Origin of the sequence: Streptomyces sp. NPDC059740 (genome assembly GCF_042733155.1) — a bacterium.
Taxonomy (GTDB): domain Bacteria; phylum Actinomycetota; class Actinomycetes; order Streptomycetales; family Streptomycetaceae; genus Streptomyces.
Genome location: NZ_JBHWGP010000003.1, coordinates 1 through 5,443, shown reverse-complemented (window position 1 = coordinate 5,443; position 5,443 = coordinate 1). Strand labels below are relative to the sequence as shown.

4 protein-coding genes are annotated in these 5,443 nt (G+C 69.2%); 3 read left to right on the top strand and 1 reads right to left on the bottom strand.

Annotated features, from left to right (window positions below; all coding sequences use genetic code 11):
• Positions 1-303: 303 nt before the first annotated feature.
• The gene (locus ACFV3R_RS04735; RefSeq protein WP_385575528.1) at positions 304-546 is read right to left on the bottom strand and encodes a hypothetical protein; all 243 of its coding nucleotides are present in this window, start codon (positions 544-546) and stop codon (positions 304-306) included.
• Positions 547-974: 428 nt separating this feature from the next.
• On the opposite strand from ACFV3R_RS04735, the gene thyX reads away from it, so the two are divergent.
• From thyX to ACFV3R_RS04720, 3 genes are all read left to right on the top strand, one after another.
• On the top strand, positions 975-1,736 hold the full coding sequence (gene thyX, locus ACFV3R_RS04730; protein ID WP_385575525.1) for an FAD-dependent thymidylate synthase: 762 nt from the start codon (positions 975-977) through the stop codon (positions 1,734-1,736).
• Positions 1,737-1,991: 255 nt separating this feature from the next.
• Positions 1,992-2,891, top strand: coding sequence for a 4-hydroxy-tetrahydrodipicolinate synthase (gene dapA, locus ACFV3R_RS04725; RefSeq protein WP_385575522.1), 900 nt, complete (start codon positions 1,992-1,994; stop codon positions 2,889-2,891).
• Positions 2,892-3,095: 204 nt separating this feature from the next.
• Positions 3,096-4,781, top strand: a complete 1,686-nt coding sequence (locus ACFV3R_RS04720) for a ribonuclease J (protein ID WP_385575519.1) — start codon at positions 3,096-3,098, stop codon at positions 4,779-4,781.
• Positions 4,782-5,443: the final 662 nt, after the last annotated feature.

The following is a 5,443-nucleotide window of genomic DNA, read 5'->3' as shown; positions in this document are numbered from 1 at the left end:
CCGCCGCCGGGCGGACCCCCCCCCCCCCGGGGGCCCGGCCGGCTCCGGCGGGCGCCCGCGGGCGGGCCCGCCCTCCGCCGGGGGGGCGGGGGGGGGCCCCCCCCCGCTTCCGGGGTTGTCGAGATCGCGGTCGGCCGTCAGGAAGGTGAGAGGCACGGCTGATCCTTACTCGTCCACTGTCCGTCGTTGTGAACGGTGAGGTTAGCGGGGTTCAGCGGCCCGAACCACTCAGCCGGGCGGTCCGTCCCGCCAGTCGGAGCCACCCCTTCCACCCGGGACCCGCGATGCGCAGGCCGTCCGGCGTCAGCGGTTGGCGGCCTCGGACTGCGACTGGTGGACGCCGCCTGCGCCGGTGGGCTGCAGAGCAGGTCCACCGAGCAGCAGCGCCCCCGCCAGACCACTGGCGACCAGCAGACTGGCCAGGGTGCGACGACCGAGTTCGGCACGGCTGGCACGCTCGCGCGGCGGCGGCGCGACATTACTGCGGAAACGATCGGCCTCGGCGACGAAGGCGAACGGGACAGGCTCTCGCCGGCGGCGGAACATGAACGTCTCTCCCCAGAACCTAGAAGTGGGCGTTGTCACTGAAGAAGACGGGTGTGGCGCCCGAATGGTGCCCGTTTCCCGCGACTTCTGTGAAAAATATCAACCTGCGGTCCCGTGCCGGACAGCGGGTCCCGCACAAACCCCTCACCGTCCCGCCACCTCTGGGACGACGGGCGTCAGGCCGGTGGGCGCGGCCCGCCGTCCCCTTCAGGGGCACCGCGTACCGGCAGCCGGCGGGGTGTGCGCAGGTGACCGGCGGCTGCAAACCGGCACGTCAGGGGCGTTCCCGTCCCGGCGAGCGGCAAAACGTCACGGGCGTCGGCGGCGCCGCGGACCGCGCAGCCGGAACCGCTGTCGGACCCCGCGGCTAAGCTCGGGGGCCGTCGGGAGAACACCCGCCGACGTACAGCACGGAAGGAACCGCCCCGGTGACCAAGCCCACCGCAGACACCCCCGCCGACGGGACCGAGCAGACCGCCCCCAGCTTCCGGGGGGACGTGTCGGTCGAGCTGGTCCGGCACAGCGCCGCGGACAGTGACGTGCTCTGGGCTGCCCGCGTCTCCACCGCCGGCGAGCAGTCCCTGGAGGAGCTGACGAAGGACCCGGAGCGGTCCAAGGGGCTGATCAACTTCCTGATGCGGGACCGCCACGGCAGCCCCTTCGAGCACAACTCCATGACGTTCTTCGTCAGCGCCCCGATCTTCGTCTTCCGCGAGTTCCACCGCCACCGGGTCGGCTGGTCCTACAACGAGGAGTCGGGCCGCTACCGGCAGCTCCAGCCGGTCTTCTACGTCCCCGGCACCGACCGACGGCTGGTGCAGCAGGGCCGCCCCGGCAAGTACGAGTTCGTCGAGGGCACCCCCGATCAGCACGAGCTGGTCAGCCGCACGATGGAGGACTCCTACCGGCAGGCGTACGAGGCCTACCGGGAGATGCTCGCGGCCGGGGTCGCCCGCGAGGTCGCCCGGGCGGTGCTGCCCGTCGGCCTCTTCTCCTCCATGTACGCCACCTGCAACGCCCGCTCGCTGATGCACTTCCTCGGACTGCGCACCCAGCACGAGAACGCGAAGGTGCCGTCCTTCCCCCAGCGGGAGATCGAGATGGTCGGCGAGCAGATGGAGGCCCACTGGGCCGAACTCATGCCGCTGACCCACGCGGCCTTCAACGCCAACGGCCGCGTGGCCCCCTGACCCGACCGGCCGACACGGCTCCCCGCCGACGGGCGCGGGGCCGTGGAGTCCCCGGGGTGGCGTTGTCAAGCCGAACCTCGGCGTGCCGCGAGATGACATCCGTCCGTATTGCGGCTTTTCCTCCGCTTCCTCTACTGTGAGGAGTGCACCCGGCACTGCCTGAACCCCCGAGCAGGCAGTGCCGGGTCTCTGACGTGAAGATCCGGGGCGGCCCTAGGGCACATGTGACGGCCGCCAACGAGTAGCGTGGACCCCATGGCTCCGACTTCCACATCGCAAACCCCCTTCGGGCGGGTCCTGACCGCCATGGTCACGCCCTTCACGGCGGACGGTGCTCTGGACCTCGACGGTGCTCAGCGCCTCGCCGCCCACCTGGTCGACGCCGGGAACGACGGTCTCGTCGTCAACGGCACCACCGGTGAGTCCCCGACCACCAGCGATGAGGAGAAAGCCCAGCTCGTCCGCGCCGTGGTCGAGGCGGTGGGCGACCGGGCCTTCGTGGTGGCCGGAGCCGGCACCAACGACACCCGCCACAGCCTGGAGCTGGCCCGCGCCGCCCAGGCCGCCGGCGCCCACGGACTCCTCGCCGTCACGCCGTACTACAGCAAGCCGCCCCAGGAGGGGCTGCTGCGCCACTTCACGGCCATAGCGGACGCCACCGACCTGCCCGTGATGCTCTACGACATCCCCGGCCGCAGCGGTGTCCCGATCAACACCGAGACGCTGGTCCGGTTGGCCGAGCACCCGCGGATCGTGGCCAACAAGGACGCCAAGGGCGATCTGGGCCGTGCCAGCTGGGCCATCGCCCGCTCCGACCTGGCCTGGTACAGCGGCGACGACATGCTCAACCTGCCGCTGCTCTCGGTGGGCGCCATCGGCTTCGTCTCGGTCGTCGGCCACGTGGTCGCCCCGGAGCTGCGGGAACTGCTGAACGCGCACTGCAGCGGGGACGTGGTCAAGGCCACCGAGATCCACCAGCGGCTGCTGCCCGTCTTCACCGGCATGTTCCGCACCCAGGGCGTCATCACGACCAAGGCGGCCCTGGGCCTGCGCGGACTGCCCGCCGGACCGCTGCGGCTGCCGCTCGTGGAGCTCTCGCCCGAGGAGGCCGAGCAGCTCACGCACGATCTGGCCGCCGGCGGGGTACATCTCTGACAACGGACTTCACAACTGAATACGGCACATCGACCACCGGGGGACGGGTGAGCGCGGGGAAGACCACCGCGCCCCGCCTCCGGCGGTCGCCTGCAAGACGTCCACACAGGTGCGTTTCCGCACCTCACACAACAGCAAGTGCACGAATGTCATGCGCGCCACGTGCCCCGGAGGCAACGTGGCGCGTGTGGTGAGGAGAGTCTTTTGAGTCATCCGCACCCCGAGCTCGGCGCACCGCCGAAGCTTCCCAAGGGTGGCCTGCGCGTCACCCCCCTCGGCGGCCTGGGAGAGATCGGCCGCAACATGACGGTGTTCGAGTACGGCGGTCGCCTGCTGATCGTCGACTGCGGCGTCCTCTTCCCCGAGGAGGAACAGCCCGGTATCGACCTGATCCTGCCGGACTTCACGTCCATCAAGGACCGGCTCGACGACATCGAGGGCATCGTCCTGACGCACGGGCACGAGGACCACATCGGTGGTGTCCCGTACCTGCTGCGCCTCAAGCCCGACATCCCGCTGATCGGCTCCAAGCTGACCCTGGCGCTCATCGAGGCCAAGCTGCAGGAGCACCGGATCCGCCCGTACACCCTCGAGGTGCACGAGGGGCACCGGGAGCGGGTCGGTCCCTTCGACTGCGAGTTCGTCGCGGTCAACCACTCCATCCCGGACGCCCTGGCCGTGGCCATCCGCACCCCTGCGGGCATGGTGGTCCACACCGGTGACTTCAAGATGGACCAGCTCCCGCTGGACCGTCGCCTCACCGACCTCCCCACCTTCGCCAAGCTCGGCGAGGAGGGCATCGACCTGCTGCTCGTCGACTCGACGAACGCGGAGGTGCCGGGCTTCGTACCCCCCGAGCGCGACATCTCAGGCGTCATGCGGGGCGTCTTCGCCAGCGCCCAGAAGCGCATCATCGTCGCCAGCTTCGCCAGCCACGTGCACCGCATCCAGCAGATCCTGGACGCCGCCCACGAGTACGGGCGACGGGTGGCCTTCGTCGGCCGGTCGATGGTCCGCAACATGGGCATCGCCCGCGAGCTGGGCTACCTGCGGGTCCCCGCGGGGCTGGTCGTCGACGTCAAGGCGCTGGACGACCTGCCGGACGACGAGGTGGTGCTGGTCTGCACCGGTTCCCAGGGCGAGCCCATGGCGGCCCTGTCCCGGATGGCCAACCGCGATCACCAGATCCGCATCGTCCCCGGCGACACGGTCATCCTGGCCTCGTCGCTGATCCCCGGCAACGAGAACGCCGTGTACCGCGTCATCAACGGGCTCACCCGGTGGGGCGCCAACGTGGTCCACAAGGGCAACGCCAAGGTCCACGTCTCCGGCCACGCGTCAGCCGGCGAGCTGCTGTACTTCTACAACATCTGCAAGCCGAAGAACCTGATGCCGGTGCACGGCGAGTGGCGCCACCTGCGGGCCAACGCGGAGCTCGGCGCACTCACCGGCGTACCGAAGGACCACATCGTCATCGCGGAGGACGGGGTCGTCGTCGACCTCGTCAAGGGCCGGGCGAAGATCACCGGCAAGGTCCAGGCCGGCTACGTCTACGTGGACGGTCTCTCGGTCGGCGACGTCACCGAGACGCACCTGAAGGACCGGCGCATCCTCGGCGACGAGGGAATCATCTCCGTCTTCGTGGTGGTGGACAGCAGCACCGGCAAGATCGCCGGCGGGCCGTTCATCCAGGCGCGGGGCTCCGGTATCGACGACAAGGCCTTCGACGCGGTCATCCCCAAGATCGACGAGGCGCTCGCGCGAGCGGCCCAGGACGGCGTCGCCGAGCCGCACCAGCTGCAGCAGCTGATCCGCCGTGCCGTCGGCAAGTGGGTGTCCGACAACTACCGGCGCAGGCCCATGATCCTGCCGGTCGTCGTCGAGGTCTGAGGGCCTGTCACGCCCCGACCTGACGGGGCGTAGGAGCGGGGCGGCCGGATTTGCATCCGACCGCCCCGCTCCAGTAGGTTTACGACTCCGTCCGGCGGGGAAGCCCGAGGCGCTCACCGCGTCCGAGCTCCTCATCACCGGGCGGAAAACACGGCGAATCACTTCTGATAACGTCGTACCGCGCCAAAAAGCGCAGCCCCTCCGACGGGGAATCGGAAACACCTTCCGAGTTCGGAACGGCCAAGCGGCCGGGACGGAAACGGAAAACGGATCTGATAGAGTCGGAAATGCCGAAAGGGAAAGCCCGGAAGGGCCGGACCGGAAAGCGAAACCCCGCTCCGACAGGGGGCCGGAACCGGAAAACGGATCTGGTAAGGTTGGAAACACCGAAGGGAAGCGCCCGGAGGGCCCGAAAGGGACCGAAGGAAGCGTCCGTTCCTTGAGAACTCAACAGCGTGCCAAAAGTCAACGCCAGATATGTTGATACCCCGTCTCCGACGATCGTCGGGACGAGGTTCCTTTGAAAAACACACAGCGAGGACGCTGTGAACAGTCGGACTATTCCTCCGACTGTTCCGCTCTCGTGCATGTGTCACCGGATTACCGGTAAACATTCACGGAGAGTTTGATCCTGGCTCAGGACGAACGCTGGCGGCGTGCTT